18 protein-coding genes, 5 tRNA genes and 1 CRISPR repeat array are annotated in these 18,349 nt (G+C 32.6%); of the genes, 20 read left to right on the top strand and 3 right to left on the bottom strand.

Annotated elements, in window-relative coordinates:
* Positions 1-190: 190 nt before the first annotated feature.
* From cas9 to cas2, 4 genes are read left to right on the top strand one after another with little or no spacing between them, the layout of a single operon-like run.
* Positions 191-4,366 (top strand): type II CRISPR RNA-guided endonuclease Cas9, encoded by a 4,176-nt coding sequence (cas9, locus tag AB2B44_RS01200; RefSeq protein WP_369047729.1) that lies wholly within the window; start codon positions 191-193, stop codon positions 4,364-4,366.
* Positions 4,367-4,376: 10 nt separating this feature from the next.
* On the top strand, positions 4,377-4,850 hold the full coding sequence (locus AB2B44_RS01195) for an HIRAN domain-containing protein (protein ID WP_369047728.1): 474 nt from the start codon (positions 4,377-4,379) through the stop codon (positions 4,848-4,850).
* Positions 4,847-5,737, top strand: a complete 891-nt coding sequence (gene cas1, locus AB2B44_RS01190) for a type II CRISPR-associated endonuclease Cas1 (RefSeq protein WP_369047727.1) — start codon at positions 4,847-4,849, stop codon at positions 5,735-5,737. The genes AB2B44_RS01195 and cas1 overlap by 4 nt, the downstream gene beginning before the upstream one ends.
* Complete coding sequence (cas2, locus tag AB2B44_RS01185; RefSeq protein ID WP_369047726.1) at positions 5,734-6,072, top strand: CRISPR-associated endonuclease Cas2; 339 nt, start codon at positions 5,734-5,736, stop codon at positions 6,070-6,072. Before cas1 ends, cas2 begins: the two co-directional genes overlap by 4 nt.
* Before the next feature lie 58 nt (positions 6,073-6,130).
* A CRISPR array of direct repeats spans positions 6,131-8,178; the repeat unit is 47 nt; unit sequence GCTGTGACTTATCACAAAAATAGTAAAACTTGAAAGCAATTCACAAC.
* A 395-nt stretch (positions 8,179-8,573) separates the two neighbouring features.
* On the opposite strand, the gene AB2B44_RS01180 is transcribed toward cas2, so the two are convergent.
* From AB2B44_RS01180 to AB2B44_RS01170, 3 genes are read right to left on the bottom strand one after another with little or no spacing between them, the layout of a single operon-like run.
* Positions 8,574-10,148: a PspC domain-containing protein gene (locus AB2B44_RS01180; RefSeq protein WP_369047725.1), complete on the bottom strand. Its 1,575-nt coding sequence runs from the start codon at positions 10,146-10,148 to the stop codon at positions 8,574-8,576.
* Entirely contained in the window at positions 10,141-10,488 is a 348-nt protein-coding gene (locus tag AB2B44_RS01175; RefSeq protein WP_369047724.1) for a PadR family transcriptional regulator, read from the bottom strand. Before AB2B44_RS01175 ends, AB2B44_RS01180 begins: the two co-directional genes overlap by 8 nt.
* 17 nt (positions 10,489-10,505) lie before the next feature.
* Positions 10,506-10,937 carry a DUF4870 domain-containing protein gene (locus tag AB2B44_RS01170; protein ID WP_369047723.1) on the bottom strand — a complete coding sequence of 144 codons (432 nt, stop codon included), beginning with the start codon at positions 10,935-10,937 and terminating at the stop codon, positions 10,506-10,508.
* Positions 10,938-11,099: 162 nt separating this feature from the next.
* Here AB2B44_RS01170 and AB2B44_RS01165 point away from each other — a divergent pair, with 162 nt between their 5' ends.
* The 16 genes from AB2B44_RS01165 to rplL all read left to right on the top strand — a co-directional run bounded on the left by AB2B44_RS01165 (position 11,100) and on the right by rplL (position 18,208).
* On the top strand, positions 11,100-11,555 hold the full coding sequence (locus AB2B44_RS01165; RefSeq protein ID WP_369047722.1) for a DUF4442 domain-containing protein: 456 nt from the start codon (positions 11,100-11,102) through the stop codon (positions 11,553-11,555).
* A 144-nt stretch (positions 11,556-11,699) separates the two neighbouring features.
* Complete coding sequence (gene rpsU, locus AB2B44_RS01160; protein WP_369047721.1) at positions 11,700-11,897, top strand: 30S ribosomal protein S21; 198 nt, start codon at positions 11,700-11,702, stop codon at positions 11,895-11,897.
* Between the two features lie 108 nt (positions 11,898-12,005).
* Positions 12,006-12,899, top strand: coding sequence for a tyrosine-type recombinase/integrase (locus AB2B44_RS01155; RefSeq protein WP_369047720.1), 894 nt, complete (start codon positions 12,006-12,008; stop codon positions 12,897-12,899).
* Between the two features lie 4 nt (positions 12,900-12,903).
* Positions 12,904-13,212, top strand: a complete 309-nt coding sequence (gene raiA / locus AB2B44_RS01150) for a ribosome-associated translation inhibitor RaiA (RefSeq protein WP_369047719.1) — start codon at positions 12,904-12,906, stop codon at positions 13,210-13,212.
* Positions 13,213-13,309: 97 nt separating this feature from the next.
* Positions 13,310-13,383 (top strand) — tRNA-Thr (locus AB2B44_RS01145).
* A gap of 38 nt (positions 13,384-13,421) precedes the next feature.
* A tRNA-Tyr gene (locus AB2B44_RS01140) sits at positions 13,422-13,504 on the top strand.
* 60 nt (positions 13,505-13,564) lie between these two features.
* A tRNA-Gly gene (locus AB2B44_RS01135) sits at positions 13,565-13,637 on the top strand.
* Between the two features lie 74 nt (positions 13,638-13,711).
* Positions 13,712-13,784 (top strand) — tRNA-Thr (locus AB2B44_RS01130).
* Between the two features lie 62 nt (positions 13,785-13,846).
* Positions 13,847-15,034 (top strand): elongation factor Tu, encoded by a 1,188-nt coding sequence (gene tuf, locus AB2B44_RS01125; RefSeq protein WP_369047718.1) that lies wholly within the window; start codon positions 13,847-13,849, stop codon positions 15,032-15,034.
* 82 nt (positions 15,035-15,116) lie between these two features.
* A tRNA-Trp gene (locus tag AB2B44_RS01120) sits at positions 15,117-15,189 on the top strand.
* Positions 15,190-15,279: 90 nt separating this feature from the next.
* Positions 15,280-15,471, top strand: coding sequence for a preprotein translocase subunit SecE (gene secE, locus AB2B44_RS01115; RefSeq protein WP_369047717.1), 192 nt, complete (start codon positions 15,280-15,282; stop codon positions 15,469-15,471).
* 2 nt (positions 15,472-15,473) lie between these two features.
* Positions 15,474-16,022, top strand: coding sequence for a transcription termination/antitermination protein NusG (gene nusG / locus AB2B44_RS01110; RefSeq protein WP_369047716.1), 549 nt, complete (start codon positions 15,474-15,476; stop codon positions 16,020-16,022).
* A 75-nt stretch (positions 16,023-16,097) separates the two neighbouring features.
* The gene (gene rplK, locus AB2B44_RS01105) at positions 16,098-16,535 is read left to right on the top strand and encodes a 50S ribosomal protein L11 (RefSeq protein WP_369047715.1); all 438 of its coding nucleotides are present in this window, start codon (positions 16,098-16,100) and stop codon (positions 16,533-16,535) included.
* Between the two features lie 19 nt (positions 16,536-16,554).
* The gene (gene rplA, locus AB2B44_RS01100; protein WP_369047714.1) at positions 16,555-17,247 is read left to right on the top strand and encodes a 50S ribosomal protein L1; all 693 of its coding nucleotides are present in this window, start codon (positions 16,555-16,557) and stop codon (positions 17,245-17,247) included.
* Between the two features lie 19 nt (positions 17,248-17,266).
* Positions 17,267-17,782, top strand: coding sequence for a 50S ribosomal protein L10 (gene rplJ / locus AB2B44_RS01095; RefSeq protein ID WP_369047713.1), 516 nt, complete (start codon positions 17,267-17,269; stop codon positions 17,780-17,782).
* Between the two features lie 48 nt (positions 17,783-17,830).
* Positions 17,831-18,208 (top strand): 50S ribosomal protein L7/L12, encoded by a 378-nt coding sequence (gene rplL, locus AB2B44_RS01090; protein ID WP_369047712.1) that lies wholly within the window; start codon positions 17,831-17,833, stop codon positions 18,206-18,208.
* Positions 18,209-18,349: the final 141 nt, after the last annotated feature.

Raw genomic sequence — 18,349 nt, 5'->3', positions numbered from 1 at the left:
AATAAGTAACAAAGCTTGGGGCTTTGAAAAACTTGGATTGGCGCCCAAGTAAAAACCTTTCGTCAAAAGTTTTCTAATTTCATGATGCAAATATAGAGTAAAATATATACCTTTGGAAGAGGAATCTGTTAATTTTGTAAAAATTATGAAAACAATACTAGAACTTGGGTGATACAAAAAAATAAAAATTATGAAAACAATACTAGGACTTGACATAGGTGTAGCTAGCATAGGCTTGGCAGTTGTAAATAAAGCCGAAAACAAAAATGAAAACTCAAAAATAATCAAATTAGGTGTACGGGTAAACCCTCTAACAGCTGACGAGCAACCGAACTTTGAAAAAGGAAAACCCATTACTACCAATGCAGGTAGAACCTTGGCACGTGGCGCAAGAAGGAATCTTCAGCGATTTAAGCTAAGAAGAAAAAACTTAATTAATGCCTTAAAAACGAATGGTATAATTCAATCGAGTTCCTTTTTAACGGAAGTAGGTAAAAACACCACTTTTGAAACTCAACGATTGAGAGCAAGAGCAGCTACCGAAAAAATTGAACTAGAAGAGTTTGCGAGAGTTTTGTTATTGATAAATAAAAAAAGAGGTTATAAAAGCAGTAGAAAAGTAAATAACGATGAGGAAGGGCAATTAATTGATGGTATGTCTGTTGCGAAGACTTTGTACGAAAAAGAAATAACTCCTGGTCAATTCTGTTACCAACTTTTAGTAGAAAATAAAAAGAAACTTCCTGATTTTTATCGTTCCGATTTACAAGCTGAATTGGATAAAATTTGGAATTTTCAGAAACAATTTTATCCTGATATTTTAACAGATAGTCTCAAAAAAGAGATTGATGGAAAAGGAACTAAAGCTACTTGGGCTATTTTAAAAGAACCGTTTCAAATAGAAGGAATTATCCAAAAAGGAACTCCTTTAGAAAAAAAACTGGAAAAATATCTTTGGAGAGCCAATGGGGTAACTGAAAAATTAGAGTTAGAACACTTTGCTATAGTTTTGCAAGATATCAATGGAAATTTAAAAAAATCAAGTGGGTATTTAGGGGCAATATCTGACAGAAGTAAAGCCTTGTTTTTTAATAATCTCACGGTAGGGCAATATTTGTATAGCCAACTTGAAAAAGACCCACACGCAAGATTAAAAAATCAGGTATTTTATCGTCAAGATTATTTAGATGAGTTTGAAAAGATATGGGAAACGCAATCCTCCTTTTACCCAATGTTGACTTCTGAATTGAAAAAGGAAATACGGGATATTATTATCTTTTACCAACGTAGGTTAAAATCCCAAAAGGGACTTATCAGTTTGTGTGAGTTTGAGCAAAAAGAGATTACCATTACAAAAGATGGAAAGAAGAAGAAAAAATACATAGGCAGTAAAGTTGCTCCGAAATCCTCTCCGCTATTTCAAGAATTTAAAATTTGGCAAATCCTTAATAACATTGAGTTAAAGAGTAAAGAAGGCAAACGCTTGTTAAGTGATGAAGAAAAAGAGGTGCTGTTTCAAGAAGTAAATATAAAAGGTACAATTACGGCAAAGAGCGCTCTTGAAGTGATAGGTCAAAAACCTACAGAAGTAAAAATAAACTATCGATATATCGAGGGAAACCAAACCAATAAAGCATTGTACGAAGCCTATTTAAAAATCTTGTATATGGAAGGATATGACATACAAGATTTACTAAGTGTAAAATCCGAAATAGAAAAAATAGATTTGCCTAAGCTTCAAATGGAATCCGAAGCTATAAAGACACTTATAAAAGACATTTTTAATGTATTGGAAATTAATACCGAGATATTGGATTTTGATGCAGACCTTGAAGGAAATGACTTTCAACAACAAAAATTCTATCAATTATGGCATTTGCTATATTCTTATGAAACAGATAACTCTATCTCTGGAAATGACACTTTATATAGACTTCTACAAGAGAAATTCAACTTTAAATTGGAACATGCAAAAATCTTAGCACAGGTTACATTTTCTCAAGATTATGGAAGTCTAAGTAGTAAAGCCATGCGCAGAATATTCCCCTATATTAAAGAAAACAAATTTAGCGATGCATGTGAGTTAGCAGGGTATAAACACTCTCGACTTTCATTAACGAAAGATGAGTTAGCAAATAGGAAATTAAAGGATGCGATGGAAATATTACCTAAAAATGCGCTGCGAAATCCTGTAGTAGAAAAAATACTTAACCAAATGGTTAATGTAGTCAACGAAGTAATTAAAGAATATGGTAAACTCGATGAGGTACATATTGAACTTGGTCGTGAGCTGAAAAAAAGTGCAGAAGAAAGGGAAAAAATGACCAAAGACATTAATGAAGCTACTAAAAAATATGAAAATTATCGTCAAATTTTACAATCAGAGTTTGGAATAGCCATGCCTTCTCGTAATGACATTATACGTTATCGGTTGTATTTAGAATTAGAGAAAAACGCGTTTAAAGACCTCTATACCAATACGAAGATTGAAAAAGAAAACATATTCTCTGACAAATATGATATTGACCATATTATCCCACAATCAAGATTTTTTGATGATAGTTTTTCCAATAAAGTATTAGTACCTCGTGGCGCAAATTTGAAAAAAGGAAATATGACAGCCATAGACTATATGGAAACCTTAGGGAAAGATGCTGAAAACAAGTTTTTATCGGTGATAGAAGACTTGTATAAGTCAAAAGAGATTACAAAAGCCAAGTATGAAAAACTTAAAAAAACGGGTGCTGATATTGGAGATGGTTTTGTAGAAAGAGACTTGCGAGATAGTCAATATATTGCCAAGGTAGCTAAAAATATGTTGTTTGAAATTACCAATACAGTAGTTCCTACCTCAGGAAAAGTAACAGCTAAACTTAGAGAAGACTGGGGATTGGTAAATGTGCTAAAAGAATTAAACCTACCCAAATACAAAGCCATAGGACTTACCGAAATAGTGGAAAACTCCAAAGGAGAAAAGAAAGAAGTTATAAAAGACTGGACGAAAAGAAACGACCAAAGGCATCATGCCATGGATGCTCTAACTATTGCTTTTACAACACATAATCACATACAATATCTTAATTATTTGAATGCTCGAAAAGATAAAAATCACAAAAAACACACTATAATAAGTCGTATTGAAGATGTGATAACAGAAGAAGTTGAAACTAAAAACGGTAAGAAGAAAAGAAAATTCATCAGACCAATAAAAAACCTACGACAAGAAGCAAAAAATCATCTGGAAACGGTTTTGGTGTCTTATAAAGTAAAAAATAAAGTAGTCACAAAAAACATCAATAAAACGAAGAAAAAAAATGGAATACTCTCAAAAGTAGAACTAACTCCAAGAGGGCAATTGCATAATGAGACGATTTATGGTAGCAGCTTATTCCTCAATAAAAAGGAAGAAAAAATCAATGCTAAATTTAATGAAGAGACCATCCAAAAAGTAGAAAACAAAATATATAGAGAGGCTCTTTTAAAAAGGCTGAAAGACAATGATAACGATCCTAAAAAAGCTTTTACAGGGAAAAATTCGTTGACCAAGAACCCAATACAGCTATCTGAAAAAGAAGTTTTACCTGAAAAAGTAACCATAGCTTGGTACGAAAAGGGGTTTACAATACGAAAGCCCATTAACCCAGATAACTTTAAAGATTATAAAAACATAGAAAAAGTTACCGATGAAGGAGTAAAACGTATTTTAAAAAAACGATTAGACGAATTTGAGGGCAAGGCAAAAGAGGCATTTTCAGATTTAGAAAACAACCCAATATGGCAAAATGAAGAAAAAGGAATTGCTATAAAATCTGTAACAATTACTGGGGTAAAAAATGCAGAGGTATTACACGTTAAAAAAGACCACTTTGGCGAAGATATTTTAGATGCCAATAATAACACTATACCTGTAGATTATATAAGTACAAGCAATAACCACCATGTAGCTATTTACAGAGATAAAAAAGGCAATTTACAAGAAAGTGTGGTAAGTTTCTATGAGGCAGTGGCAAGGGTAAATAAAGAACTACCCATAATTGATAAAGCACTCAATAAAGATTTGGGGTGGGAATTTTTGTTTACGATGAAGCAAAATGAAATGTTTGTTTTTCCATCCGATGATTTTCATCCTCATGAAATGGATTTATTAAATGAAAGCAATGCAGAACAAATTTCTAAACACCTGTTTAGGGTACAAAAAATTGCAACAAAAGATTATTTCTTCAGACATCATTTGGAAACAAATGTAGAGTCATTTAAATCATTAAGAAATATTACTTGGAAAAGAGATGGATTGTCAGGATTAAAAGGTGTTGTAAAGGTGAGGACCAATCATTTAGGAAAAATTGTACAAGTAGGAGAATATTAAAATTGACACAATGAAACGAAGAGATTTTATAAGGTCTATTGGCGTTGCGTCGGGAAGTATTTCCCTTCCCACACCGTTTTTTCATCAAAAATCAGTCAAAATTTATGATAATTATTTAAGTGGTTTAAATTATTACCAATATAAAAAAATTAAGAAAAAATTACGTCAAGGAACAGAAATTACCTTACAAAGAGATTCTAAAAATCTATATGATTCTTTTGCTGTTGAGGTATATTTAAAAAATGATATATTAGGTTATATAAAAGCTTTCGAAAATATATGTATTGCAAACTTATTAGATGCAGGGGCTAAACTTTCTGCTGAAGTGAGCAGCCATGTTGAGGGAGACAAGTATTTGCAACAAACGCTTTCGGTAGCGATATATGTTGATATTATTTCTGCAACGGATAGGTTAATTACCGAACTACAAACCATTCGTGCGGATAATGCCCATGATATATATAGAAAAGGATCAGAACCATGATAACCCGAACCATTTATATTGGTAACCCTGCTTACATTAAGCTGAAAGATAATCAACTAAAAATTATTTGTCCGAAAACCCAAGAAACAAAGGGGAGTGTTTCTGTGGAGGATATTGGGGTATTGCTGCTTGATCACTTTCAAATTACGCTTTCCCATAAAGTCATACAACAACTGATGGGAAATAATACCGTAATTATCAGTTGCGATGCTCAACATTTACCTTTTGGTTTAATGTTGCCACTTTACGGGCACACCGAACATTCGGAAAGAGTAAAAGTACAGACCCAAGTCAGCGAACCACTTAAAAAACAGCTTTGGAAACAAACGGTGGAATGTAAAATTGAAAACCAAAAACGGTTGCTAGAGAAAAATGGCTTATACTTTGCTCCCATGTTAGAGTATCTTGCTAAGGTAAAATCAGGAGATAGTACTAATATGGAAGGTATCGCAGCCCAACATTATTGGAAATATTTGATTTCTACGGATTTTATTCGAGATCGTTTTGGAGAAATGCCAAACAACCTACTTAATTTTGGATATGCGGTTTTGCGTAGTACGGTTGCCAGAGCCATTGTAGAGACAGGATTGTTGCCTGTATTGGGAATATTTCATCGCAACAAATATAACCCCTATTGTTTGGCAGATGACCTAATGGAGCCTTATCGACCCATGGTGGATGCTGTGGTATATGAATGGATACAAGAAGGCAATGAAGAAAATTTGACCAAAGACGCAAAAGTATATTTGCTGCAATCGCTTACTATGGATGTGCAAATAGATAATAAAATACGACCATTACTTGTAGCGATAAAACAAACAGTGGTATCTCTGTATAAATGCTATACAGGTGCGAAACGAAAAATAGATTACCCTATGTTACTATGAAAACCAACCGATTTAATGCTTATAGAATTATGTGGGTACTTGTGTTATATGACTTACCAACCGATACAAAAACCAATCGAAGAGCGATGCAAAAGTTTAGAAAAGTATTGTTAAAAGATGGTTTTAATCTGTTTCAATTTTCGATGTATATACGCCATTGCCCTAGTAGAGAAAATGCAGCAGTACATATAAAACGAGTTAAAAGCCATTTGCCTAAATATGGTAAGGTTGCGGTAATGACAATTACCGACAAACAGTTTGGAAGTATGGAAATTTTTCATGCTACAATAAAAAAAGACCCGCCACCTACCTGTCAACAGTTAGAGTTATTCTAATTTTTAGAATTCTAAAAAACAAAAAAATCCACTGAAAATCAGTGGATTAAATTTTGAGGCTGTGACTTATCACAAAAATAGTAAAACTTGAAAGCAATTCACAACAGATCGTACTTCTTCTGATAACATAATGCAGCTGTGACTTATCACAAAAATAGTAAAACTTGAAAGCAATTCACAACAGTTATAGGGGAATATTATCCCCTAATCAGGCTGTGACTTATCACAAAAATAGTAAAACTTGAAAGCAATTCACAACCAGTTTTTAACGGTATCTATATGTACTTCGGCTGTGACTTATCACAAAAATAGTAAAACTTGAAAGCAATTCACAACGTTAAACCTAGTGTTTCGTGTATTTTCATTGCTGTGACTTATCACAAAAATAGTAAAACTTGAAAGCAATTCACAACGCAAAAGAAATTGAAACTACTGCTCCAGTTGCTGTGACTTATCACAAAAATAGTAAAACTTGAAAGCAATTCACAACAGTTTGTAATTAACCTTTTTACGATATTTTGCTGTGACTTATCACAAAAATAGTAAAACTTGAAAGCAATTCACAACACTTTTACAAGTTCTATAAACTCTTGTTTAGCTGTGACTTATCACAAAAATAGTAAAACTTGAAAGCAATTCACAACGCTGTCAGATACCGCTGTTATAAAGCTACGCTGTGACTTATCACAAAAATAGTAAAACTTGAAAGCAATTCACAACAATTTAGTTGATCTAAAAATTTTTGAGGATGCTGTGACTTATCACAAAAATAGTAAAACTTGAAAGCAATTCACAACATACTTACGGTTTTATTAATTCGAAGTGAGGCTGTGACTTATCACAAAAATAGTAAAACTTGAAAGCAATTCACAACACTTTCTTTAAAAATGAAAAAGACGATAATGCTGTGACTTATCACAAAAATAGTAAAACTTGAAAGCAATTCACAACGCCTTTATGAAAGCCTAAGCCCTGAAAGTAGCTGTGACTTATCACAAAAATAGTAAAACTTGAAAGCAATTCACAACAATATTAAACTTAGCAATCAGAAATTTTATGCTGTGACTTATCACAAAAATAGTAAAACTTGAAAGCAATTCACAACCATAGCCGTTCTCGTTAGGCAACATAAGACGCTGTGACTTATCACAAAAATAGTAAAACTTGAAAGCAATTCACAACACCTGACTTAAAAATCACTAAAAACTACACGCTGTGACTTATCACAAAAATAGTAAAACTTGAAAGCAATTCACAACAACTTCGGTGTTTTCTAACCTTATAATGCTGCTGTGACTTATCACAAAAATAGTAAAACTTGAAAGCAATTCACAACTCGGATACTGCCGATAAATGCGTATCTAACGCTGTGACTTATCACAAAAATAGTAAAACTTGAAAGCAATTCACAACTGGGTTGGTGGTGGTGGTTTTGCGAAACCAGCTGTGACTTATCACAAAAATAGTAAAACTTGAAAGCAATTCACAACTGAAGATTATGGTTGGATATACAGTAAGGAGCTGTGACTTATCACAAAAATAGTAAAACTTGAAAGCAATTCACAACCGGAAGCCACGATGTCCCCTCAGAGTTCTCGCTGTGACTTATCACAAAAATAGTAAAACTTGAAAGCAATTCACAACAAATTGTGAATTACTATTAAAAGTATAAATGCTGTGACTTATCACAAAAATAGTAAAACTTGAAAGCAATTCACAACTGCTGTGCTTTTATTTTGTATTGTTTAGCAGCTGTGACTTATCACAAAAATAGTAAAACTTGAAAGCAATTCACAACATGAAACTATTTCCGGTTAAATTATCCGACGCTGTGACTTATCACAAAAATAGTAAAACTTGAAAGCAATTCACAACCATTGTATATATACCAAAAAACATATTAACGCTGTGACTTATCACAAAAATAGTAAAACTTGAAAGCAATTCACAACGGGAATCGAAAACCTCTTTGCCTACGTTTTGCTGTGACTTATCACAAAAATAGTAAAACTTGAAAGCAATTCACAACCGAAAATAAAACGTCAGGGTAGCTTCCATTGCTGTGACTTATCACAAAAATAGTAAAACTTGAAAGCAATTCACAACGTACCAACATTGCAGTATTTCAAAACAATAGCTGTGACTTATCACAAAAATAGTAAAACTTGAAAGCAATTCACAACGGTTATGAGGCACAAGAAGAAAATAGCAGAGCTGTGACTTATCACAAAAATAGTAAAACTTGAAAGCAATTCACAACTGTAAGATACATTCATTGAGGGCTGTGTTGGCTGTGACTTATCACAAAAAAAAGTAAAATTTGAAAGCAATATACAACGATGAATCGGAAGAGAGAAATAACCTTTTAGTTGTAATTTATTACAAAAATACTAAAAATGTAAATAAAATAATAACGTAAATTAAAAAAAAACTATATTTTTAAAAGTTATAAATCACTAAAAAGAATAAAACTTGAAAAGTAACTTATAGCAGTTGTTTTTTTATTGTTTATGTGTACAAGTTAAGCAATCTAATCCTTTGTTTGTCATTACATAATATTTTCCAGGTATGTTTTTGTCGTGTATGTTGGTTGTGTTTTTTATATCGTACAAAAATCGTCGTGTAGAAAAATCGAGATAAACAGTTGTTTTTTCAGGAATAAACACGGTGATAAAAATTTGTTCATTTTGATAAAGTTTTTTAGAACTACCCGTAAAATAATTGTCTAAGATTAATTCATTATTGGTTTTACTAAAGTGATAGTTTAAATCTCGGGCATTTTCAAATGCTTTTTTTCGATTTCTACCTCTAGACTTTTTTTGTATCTCTATATAGCTTTCTGTAGCATCACTTTTTTTAACAGTTACATAAATTTGGTTAGATTTATTGTCGATATCATCGTAATAAAAATCTAAATTGTCATTTTTTGCTATTTTAATAGTAAGGGTGTCTTTTTGAGTTGTAGGTAAGCTTTCGGTTAAGATTTTTGTACCCGTTGAAGCTCTTGAGGTTCCATATTCTATAAGCGAAAAGCTTAAGCCTAAAACGGCTAATATCCAAACACCTAATAAAACTAGTGAGGTAGTTTTGCTAATACGCTTTATGTTGTTTGATAAAATACGTAAGCCTAGTACAAATAGTACAAAAAAAGGAATGCCTATTGCAAAAAACAGAAAAGATGTTAGTACCCACAAAGGAAGCATAGAGCTATAAAAAAAAGGGGGGTATTTTATAAATTGATCAGAGACGTTTAAAATTTCAAAACTACCCATTGAAAATAGTCCTGCAATAAATGATATAAGAGCTAACCCCGAGATAATGATTAATAGTATTCCGATAAACTTGCCAAAAACTTTAAATACCGATTCTATAATTTTAGCAATGGTGTCAATAAAACTTTGTAATCCAGACTTTGACTGTTGTTTTAGTTTTTCATAATCAATACTTGAAATTTTATCACTCACTTCACTAGCACCGTTTTTTACTTTTGCTGAAAGGTTTTCAATTTCATCACGAATTTTTTTTTCTATGTTGTCGATATTTACGGGTTCGCCTTCCATTTCTAATTTTTGAGCAGTAGTTTTTGCTTCGGGCAATAAAATCCACATAATAATGTATAAAATAAATCCAAAACCAGCACCAAACATTAATATAAGGGTTAATAATCGAACCCATATTACGTCAATATCAATATAATGAGCAAAACCAGCACATACACCGCCTAATAGCTTGTTGTCACCATCTCTATAAAACTTTTTAGTTTTGGTATTTCTTTTCTCGTAAGTGTTGTAATTAGTATATTCTTCTTCTGCTTCGGCATAATCTTCGGGTTGCCCCATAATGGCAATTATTTCGTCGATATCATGCTCGTTAACTACTTGTCTAATATCGGTTATGCGTTCAGAAAGTAATTCGCTAATACGCGCTTCAATGTCAGCAATTATTTCGTTTTTTCCTTGCGGGTCGTCGCTTAACGATTTGGCAATAGCATCTAAATAGCGTCTTAATTTTGTGTAAGCATTTTTATCGATATGAAAAAAAAGACCACCTAAGTTTATATTAATAGTTTTATTCATTTTTAGTTGATTTTGTAGAAGTTGTTATTTGGGTTACAGCATTTACTAAGTTGTTCCATGTTTTATCGAGTTCTTTTAAAAATAAGGCACCGCTTTCGGTTAAAACATAGTATTTTCTTGGCGGTCCAGCGGTTGATTCTTCCCAGCGATATGATAATAATCCTGCATTTTTTAAACGTGTAAGCAAGGGGTATATGGTGCCCTCAACCACAATCATATGCGCATTTTTTAGTGTTTTTAATATTTCAGAAGTATAGGCGTCCCCATTTTTTAAAATAGATAAGATGCAATATTCTAAAACACCTTTACGCATTTGGGCTTTTGTGTTTTCTTTCTTCATTTGGGTGGTTTATGGCGTTATTTGATAAATTTAATAGTTAGTGGGTAGTGATATATTTCTCCTTCGTTAGCTTTTAGAGCAGCCAAAATAATTAAAACAATTTTTATAAAATACGCAACGCTTATTAGAGAGATGCTACCTAAAAAAAGCGAAAAATCTGGAATAATATTTACGCCAAAATCAATACGATTTAAGTTTTTAAATAAGTTGAAAAACGAACCAAAAAATAGCGGAATAAAAAAAGTAGTAGAGATTATAAAAAGGTATAAAGCAAAACTGATATTGAAATTTACGGCTTCTTTACCTTGTTGATCAAGAAAGAAACTACGTTCTTTTAACGATTGCCATAATATTAATGGGGTTATAATACTGCCAAAAGGAAATAAATAACCTGTAAATGCAGATATATGTATTAAAAGTGCTTTAGCGTTTTCGTTGCTGTTTTTCATTCTTATAAAATATATAAATAATACTTTCTAATGCAAATATATGTTTTTTAGAAGGTATTATGCAATACATAATACTATAAATTAACACAATATTAACATATTTTACAAAAGTATCGTGTGTGTTGAATAAAATAATTACATTGCTGCAAAATAGATGGTAAATTGAAATTCACACCTAAAAAGATAAATCGGTTTTTATTGTTTAAACTTCCTTTGGCTTTTATTGCAGGAATTCGTGTACAAGAAATTTCAGAAAAAAAGGCTATTGTAAAGGTAAAACATCGATGGATAAGTCAAAATCCGTTTAAAAGTATGTTTTGGGCGGTACAAGGTATGGCATCTGAATTGTCTTCAGGTATTTTAGTAATGCAAGCTATTGTTAATTCAGAAAAAAAAGTTTCGATGTTGGTTACCCAGCTAAATGGAAATTTTTTTAAAAAAGCAACGGGTCAAATTCAATTTGTATGTAATGATGGAGTAATTATAAAAAATGCAATTCAACAAGCTGTTAAAACAGGTGAGAGCCAAACCGTTTTAGTAACTTCAAAAGGAATAAATCAGCAAGGCGATGTGGTTGCTGTTTTTGAATTTGAATGGAGTTTAAAGTTAAAGGGGTAATAATAGGAGATAGAAATACTTTGTAAAAATAATTTTTGCTCATTATAATAAAAGTTGTATCTTTGCCTTCCTGAAAAAAAGCAAAAACAATAGGGTTTAACTCTTTAAAAGATACAATACACAGATGAAAGGAGGTGCAAAAAAATGTTAATTATTCCAGTTAAAGAAGGGGAGAATATAGATAGAGCGTTAAAACGTTTTAAAAGAAAATTCGACCGAACTAAAACAATGAAGCAATTGCGTAACAGAAAGCAATATACTAAGCCGTCTGTAGAAAAAAGAGCGCAAAAAATAAAAGCATCTTATGTTCAAAGATTAAAAACAGAAGAAGAGGTAGGTTAAACCAACTGAATCGAAATGTTAGAATATAAAAAATCCTGTATTGTAAATTTACAATACAGGATTTTTTTTGTGGTAAATTTATTAACTTTGAAAGTAAACCGATAAAGTATGCTTATTAATGCTTTTTTAGATTATCTTTTGTATGAAAAAAACTATTCTAAACATACTGTTTTAGCTTATAAAACAGATCTTTTTGAGTTTAAGAATTTTTGTGTTACTGAATTTAATCAAGAAACTATTCAAGATGTGCATTACAATCAAATTAGAAGTTGGATTGTGAGCTTGGTAAATCAGCAAATATCAAACACAACTATTAATAGAAAAATATCTTCATTAAAAACGTTTTATAAGTTTTTGCAAAAAACCAATCAAATAACAATAAACCCATTAGCAAAGCACAAGGCGTTAAAAATGCAAAAGAAAGTGCAGGTACCTTTTACTAAAGAAGAAATAAATCAAGCTATTACATTGATAGAAGAAACTGATGACTTTATTGGGGTGAGAAATAAATTGATGGTAGAGTTATTTTATTCGACAGGAATAAGAAGAATTGAGTTGATAAATTTAAAAGAAAGAGATATAAATTTTTATGATAAAACAATAAAAGTGCTTGGAAAAAGAAATAAAGAGCGTTTTGTGCCTTTATTATCTTCTGTGTTAGAAACCGTAAAAAAGTACCTGTTTTTAAAAAAAGAATATCCTACAAGTTGTGAAGCACTTTTTATTACAGAAAAAGGAAATAAAATATACGAAACTCTTGTATATCGAGTTATAAATTTATATTTTAGTGAAGTCTCTACAAAGGTAAAAAAGAGCCCGCATATATTACGTCATTCGTTTGCAACTCATTTACTAAATCAAGGGGCAGAATTAAGTTCGGTTAAAGAATTACTAGGGCATTCAAGTTTAGCCTCCACCCAAGTATATACTCACAATAGCTTGGAAACTCTAAAAAAAGTGTTTAACTCGACCCATCCTAGAAGTGGTCAAACAAAAAAGTAGTTTTATGAAAGTGTTCACTCAATCGGTAAATTTTAATGCAGACAAAGATTTGTTAAAATTCATTGAAAAAAAATTAACGGGATTAGAAAAATTTCATGACAAAATTGTTGATGCAAATGTGTTTTTGAAAGTTCAAAAAACAAGTGATAAAGAAAATAAAGTTATAGAAGTAACAATCAAAATACCTAGAAACGAATTAGTTGTGAAAAAAGAAACTAAAACCTTTGAAGAAGGTGTGAGTTTGGCAGTGGATTCTCTCAAAAGACAGTTAAAAAAATCAAAAGAGAAGCATCGAGATTCTTTAGCATCATAAAAAGTAAAAAAATATTCATTAAAAGTTTTTTGAAATAAAAAAAACTTTATACATTTGCAATCCGTTAGAAATAGCGGATTGTTTTTTTATGCAAAAAGCCGATGTAGCTCAGCTGGCTAGAGCAGCTGATTTGTAATCAGCAGGTCGTGGGTTCGAGTCCCTCCATCGGCTCAAAAAAACAAAAGTTCTTTTACAAGAAAAAAATATTAGGGGAGATACCAGAGTGGCCAAATGGGACGGACTGTAACTCCGTTGTCTTTCGACTTCGCAGGTTCGAATCCTGCTCTCCCCACAATAGATTTTTGAATTATGTAATACATGATTTTTAGGTTTTAAACCTAAAAATCAAATTGCGGGAGTAGCTCAGTTGGTAGAGCGTCAGCCTTCCAAGCTGAATGTCGCCGGTTCGAACCCGGTCTCCCGCTCTAAGAACTGAGTAATTCGTTTTTAGTAACGTATTAACAACAGGCACTTTTAACTTAGACTTAGCCTAAAACAAGCCGGTGTAGCTCAGTTGGTAGAGCGCATCCTTGGTAGGGATGAGGTCACGGGTTCAAATCCCGTCATTGGCTCGATTTTAAAAGTAAAATTAGACACTAAATATATTTATAACTAAGAATTAAAATTAATAATCATGGCAAAAGGAACTTTTGACCGTTCGAAACCACACTTAAATATAGGTACTATCGGACACGTAGATCACGGTAAAACTACTTTAACTGCTGCAATTACTAAAGTATTAGCAGATGCAGGTTTATCTGAAGCAAGAGACTTTGATCAAATAGATAATGCTCCAGAGGAGAAAGAAAGAGGTATTACTATTAATACATCTCACGTAGAGTATCAAACAGAAAACCGTCATTACGCACACGTTGACTGTCCTGGTCACGCCGATTACGTAAAAAACATGGTAACTGGTGCTGCTCAAATGGATGGTGCTATTTTAGTAGTTGCTGCAACTGATGGACCAATGCCTCAAACAAGAGAGCACATCTTATTAGGTCGTCAAGTTGGTATTCCTCGTATCGTTGTTTTCTTAAACAAAGTTGATATGGTAGATGATGAGGAGTTATTAGAGTTAGTTGACATGGAAGTTAGAGAGTTACTTTCTTTCTACGATTATGATGGTGATAACGGACCTGTAATTTCTGGTTCTGCTTTAGGTGCTTTAAATGGAGAGCAAAAATGGGTAGATACAGTAATGGAATTAATGGATGCTGTTGATAACTGGATTGAAGAGCCTCAACGTGAAGTTGATAAGCCTTTCTTAATGCCTATCGAAGATGTATTCTCAATTACTGGTCGTGGAACAGTTGCTACTGGACGTATCGAAACAGGTATTGCTAATACAGGAGACCCAGTTGAAATTATCGGTATGGGAGCTGAAAAATTAACTTCTACCATTACAGGTATCGAAATGTTCCGTCAAATCTTAAATAGAGGTGAAGCTGGTGATAATGCAGGTATCTTATTAAGAGGTATTGAAAAAACAGATATTAAAAGAGGAATGGTTATTTGTAAACCAGGTTCTGTAACACCACATGCTAAATTTAAAGCAGAGGTATATATCCTTAAAAAAGAAGAAGGTGGTCGTCACACACCATTCCACAATAACTACCGTCCTCAATTTTACGTGCGTACAACTGACGTAACAGGTAATATTAACTTACCAGACGGAGTAGAAATGGTAATGCCAGGTGATAACTTAACAATTACTGTTGATTTAATTCAACCAATTGCCTTAAACGTAGGTTTACGTTTCGCTATCCGTGAAGGAGGTAGAACAGTTGGTGCAGGTCAAGTAACTGAATTATTAGACTAATTTAAATAATTAGTTTATTAAGATAAAAATTTTTAAGGGTGTCCCGATTTTTTCGGGACGCCTTTATAAATGAAATAAACAAACGGGTTTAGCTCAGTTGGTAGAGCACTGGTCTCCAAAACCAGGTGTCGGGAGTTCGAGCCTCTCAACCCGTGCAAATAACACGAGATAATAAATTTACTCTAAAAAATAAGGTAATCTTAGTTGAGTTTGTTTTTTTCTCATCTGTGTAAAAAATAATCGTAATGAATAACTTTATACAATATATTAAAGAATCTTTTGACGAATTAAGCAACCATATCACGTGGATTTCTAGAGAAGAAGCACAGAAATCTACCGTAGTTGTGGCTGTTTTTACAATTATTTTTGCAATAGCAGTAGCGGCAATTGATAAAGTTTTTCAAACGGGTTTAGACGAATTTTTTAAAATATTTTAAAAATGGCTGATTCGGTAATGAAATGGTATGTAGTAAGAGCCATTGGAGGAAAAGAAAATAAAGTAAAATCGTATATAGAAACAGAAATTGCCCGTTTTGGATTGTCAGATTATGTAAGTCAAGTGATTGTTCCAACAGAAAAGGTTATTCAAATTAGAAATGGAAAAAAAATAAACAGAGAACGCGTTTATTTTCCAGGTTATATAATGATTGAAGCTAATTTATCAGGTGAGGTACCTCACGTAATACGATCAGTAACTGGAGTGATTGGTTTTTTAGGAGAAACCAAAGGAGGTGATCCGGTACCTATGCGTAAATCGGAAGTTAACCGTATGCTAGGTAAAGTAGATGAGTTGGCTATACAAGACGAAAATATAGCTATACCCTACACCGTAGGAGAAACAGTTAAGGTTGTTGATGGGCCTTTTAATGGTTTTGACGGTACGGTAGAAAAAGTAAATGAAGAAAAACGTAAATTAGAAGTAATGGTAAAAATTTTCGGTAGAAAAACACCATTAGAGCTAAGTTATATGCAAGTAGAGAAAATATAATTGTTACACCTAAATATATTAAAAGATGCGTTTATAGCTTCCAAATTTAAACACATCGATTAAACATTTTTTAAAATGGCAAAAGAATTAAGTAAAGTAGTTAAATTACAAGTTAGGGGAGGTGCAGCGAATCCATCGCCACCGGTTGGACCCGCTTTAGGTGCTGCTGGAGTTAACATTATGGAGTTCTGTAAGCAGTTTAATGCTAGAACACAAGACAAACAAGGTAAAGTATTACCTGTTGTTATTAATGTTTACAAAGATAAATCGTTTGATTTTGTTGTAAAAACTCCACCTGCTGCAGTACAATTAATGGAAGCGGCCAAAGTAAAGAAAGGATCAGGTGAGCCTAATCGAAAAAAAGTAGCTAGCGTTACTTGGGATCAAATAAAAGCAATTGCAGAAGATAAAATGGCAGATTTGAATGCCTTTGAAATCGAATCGGCAATGCGTATGGTTGCTGGTACTGCTCGCTCTATGGGATTAACCGTTAAAGGAGATGCTCCTGCTTAAACTTTAAAAACAGAGAACAATGGCAAAATTAACTAAAAAGCAAAAAGAAGCTTATGCTAAAGTAGATCGTTCTAAAGTTTATGACTTAAAAGAAGCATCTACCTTAGTTAAAGATATAACAAATGTAAAATTTGACGCATCTGTTGATATAGCTGTACGTTTAGGAGTAGATCCTCGTAAAGCAAATCAAATGGTTCGTGGCGTGGTAACTTTACCACACGGTACTGGTAAAGATGTAAAAGTTTTAGCATTAGTTACTCCAGATAAAGAAGCTGAAGCTAAAGAAGCAGGTGCTGATTATGTTGGATTAGATGAATACCTTCAAAAAATAAAAGGAGGATGGACAGACGTTGACGTTATTATTACAATGCCTAGCGTTATGGGTAAATTAGGACCTTTAGGTCGCGTGTTAGGACCACGTGGTTTAATGCCTAACCCAAAAACAGGTACCGTAACTATGGATGTAGCTAAAGCAGTACAAGAAGTAAAAGCTGGTAAAATCGACTTTAAAGTTGACAAAACAGGTATTGTACATGCTGCTATAGGAAAAGTATCTTTTGATGCTGATAAAATCCAAGATAATGCAAACGAATTACTTCAAACATTATTAAAATTAAAGCCAACAGCGGCTAAAGGAACTTATATTAAAAGTATTTTTATATCTTCTACTATGAGTCCAAGTGTTGCTGTAGATGTAAAATCTGTATCGTAGGCAGTTAAAACTATTAATTATGACCAGAGAAGAAAAATCACAAGTAATACAAGATTTAACGGCACAATTAGCAGATACTAATACCATCTATTTAGCAGATATTTCTGGTTTAGATGCATTAGCTACATCTAACTTACGTAGAGCTTGTTTTAAAGCAAACGTAAAATTGGCTGTTGTAAAAAACACATTGCTTTCAAAAGCAATGGAAGCTTCTGATAAAGATTTTGGTGAATTACCAGATGTATTAAAAGGAAATACTTCAATGTTAATTGCAGAGGCAGCTAACGCACCTGCAAAAGTTATTAAAGAGTTTAGAAAAAAATCGAAAAAACCTGTATTAAAAGGGGCTTATGTAGAAGAAGCCGTTTATGTTGGTGATGACCAATTAGATGCTCTTGTAAACATTAAGTCTAGAGAAGAACTTATTGGAGATATTATTACCTTATTACAATCGCCTGCTAAAAATGTTATTTCAGCATTGCAATCAGGTGGCGGTAAATTATCAGGTATACTTAAAACATTATCAGAAAAGTAAAAACGCGCACTAATAAACTAAAATAAAACAAAATTAAAAACAATTAAAATGGCAGATTTAAAAGATTTCGCAGAACAATTAGTTAATTTAACCGTAAAAGAAGTTACAGAATTAGCTGACATATTAAAAGAAGAGTATGGTATTGAGCCTGCAGCAGCAGCTGTAGCCGTTGCTGGTCCAGTAGCTGGTGGTGGCGGAGAAGATGCTGAAGAAAAATCAGAATTTGACGTAATCTTAAAAGCAGCAGGAGCTTCTAAATTAGCAGTTGTGAAATTAGTTAAAGAATTAACTGGTTTAGGCTTAAAAGAAGCAAAAGGTATCGTAGATAGCGCACCAGCAGCAGTAAAAGAAGGAGTATCTAAAGATGAGGCTGAAGGTCTTAAAAAATCTTTAGAAGAAGCTGGGGCTGAGGTAGAGCTTAAGTAAGCATTACACTCCCGATAATACACGGGAAAAAACAATAAAGGTTTAGGTACTAAAAACATGTGTTTTTAGTCCTAAACCATTTTGTGTATATATTCGTTCTTTATTTTTTACAATTTTCTAAATTGTGATTTTACGATTATA

The sequence above is a fragment of the Tenacibaculum sp. UWU-22 genome (assembly GCF_041021355.1).
Taxonomy (GTDB): Bacteria; Bacteroidota; Bacteroidia; order Flavobacteriales; family Flavobacteriaceae; genus Polaribacter.
The sequence above is the reverse complement of the archived record's forward strand: the minus strand, read 5'-3'. Positions and strand labels throughout refer to the sequence as shown.